At 52.2% G+C, this 1,426-nt stretch carries 1 rRNA gene; it reads right to left on the reverse strand.

Features of this window, described 5'->3' with window-relative positions:
* Nucleotides 1–27: 27 nt before the first annotated feature.
* Nucleotides 28–1,426: ribosomal RNA gene (locus CAG11_RS32960) — 23S ribosomal RNA — on the reverse strand; the annotation flags it as partial.

Raw genomic sequence — 1,426 nt, forward strand, 5'->3', positions numbered from 1 at the left:
TCTCTCTAAAAACACCTTCGGTGTTGTAAGGTTAAGCCTCACGGATCATTAGTACTGGTTAGCTCAATGCATCGCTGCACTTACACACCCAGCCTATCAACGTCTTAGTCTTAAACGTTCCTTCAGGGGCCTTAAAGGCCCAGGGAAGACTCATCTTGAGGCAAGTTTCGCGCTTAGATGCTTTCAGCGCTTATCTTTTCCGCACTTAGCTACCGGGCAATGCCATTGGCATGACAACCCGAACACCAGTGGTGCGTTCACTCCGGTCCTCTCGTACTAGGAGCAACCCCTCTCAATCTTCCAACGCCCACGGCAGATAGGGACCGAACTGTCTCACGACGTTCTAAACCCAGCTCGCGTACCACTTTAAATGGCGAACAGCCATACCCTTGGGACCTACTTCAGCCCCAGGATGTGATGAGCCGACATCGAGGTGCCAAACACCGCCGTCGATATGAACTCTTGGGCGGTATCAGCCTGTTATCCCCGGAGTACCTTTTATCCGTTGAGCGATGGCCCTTCCATTCAGAACCACCGGATCACTAAGACCTACTTTCGTACCTGCTCGAGCCGTCACTCTCGCAGTCAAGCTAGCTTATGCCTTTGCACTAACCTCACGATGTCCGACCGTGATTAGCTAACCTTCGTGCTCCTCCGTTACTCTTTGGGAGGAGACCGCCCCAGTCAAACTACCCACCAGACACTGTCCTCACCCCAGATTATGGGGCCGAGTTAGAACATCAAACATTAAAGGGTGGTATTTCAAGGATGGCTCCACGCAGACTGGCGTCCACGCTTCAAAGCCTCCCACCTATCCTACACATCAAGGCTCAATGTTCAGTGTCAAGCTATAGTAAAGGTTCACGGGGTCTTTCCGTCTTGCCGCGGGTACACTGCATCTTCACAGCGAGTTCAATTTCACTGAGTCTCGGGTGGAGACAGCCTGGCCATCATTACGCCATTCGTGCAGGTCGGAACTTACCCGACAAGGAATTTCGCTACCTTAGGACCGTTATAGTTACGGCCGCCGTTTACTGGGGCTTCGATCAAGAGCTTCGCCTTGCGGCTGACCCCATCAATTAACCTTCCAGCACCGGGCAGGCGTCACACCGTATACGTCCACTTTCGTGTTTGCACAGTGCTGTGTTTTTATTAAACAGTTGCAGCCAGCTGGTATCTTCGACTGGCTTCAGCTCCATCCGCAAGGGACTTCACCTACATGCCAGCGTGCCTTCTCCCGAAGTTACGGCACCATTTTGCCTAGTTCCTTCACCCGAGTTCTCTCAAGCGCCTTGGTATTCTCTACCTGACCACCTGTGTCGGTTTGGGGTACGATTTAATGTTACCTGGAGCTTAGAGGATTTTCCTGGAAGCAGGGCATCAACTACTTCTGCACCGTAGTGCATCGTCATCACGCCTCAGGGTT

It is taken from the genome of Pseudomonas sp. B6(2017) (assembly GCF_002112765.1).
Taxonomy (GTDB): Bacteria; Pseudomonadota; Gammaproteobacteria; order Pseudomonadales; family Pseudomonadaceae; genus Aquipseudomonas; species Aquipseudomonas piscis.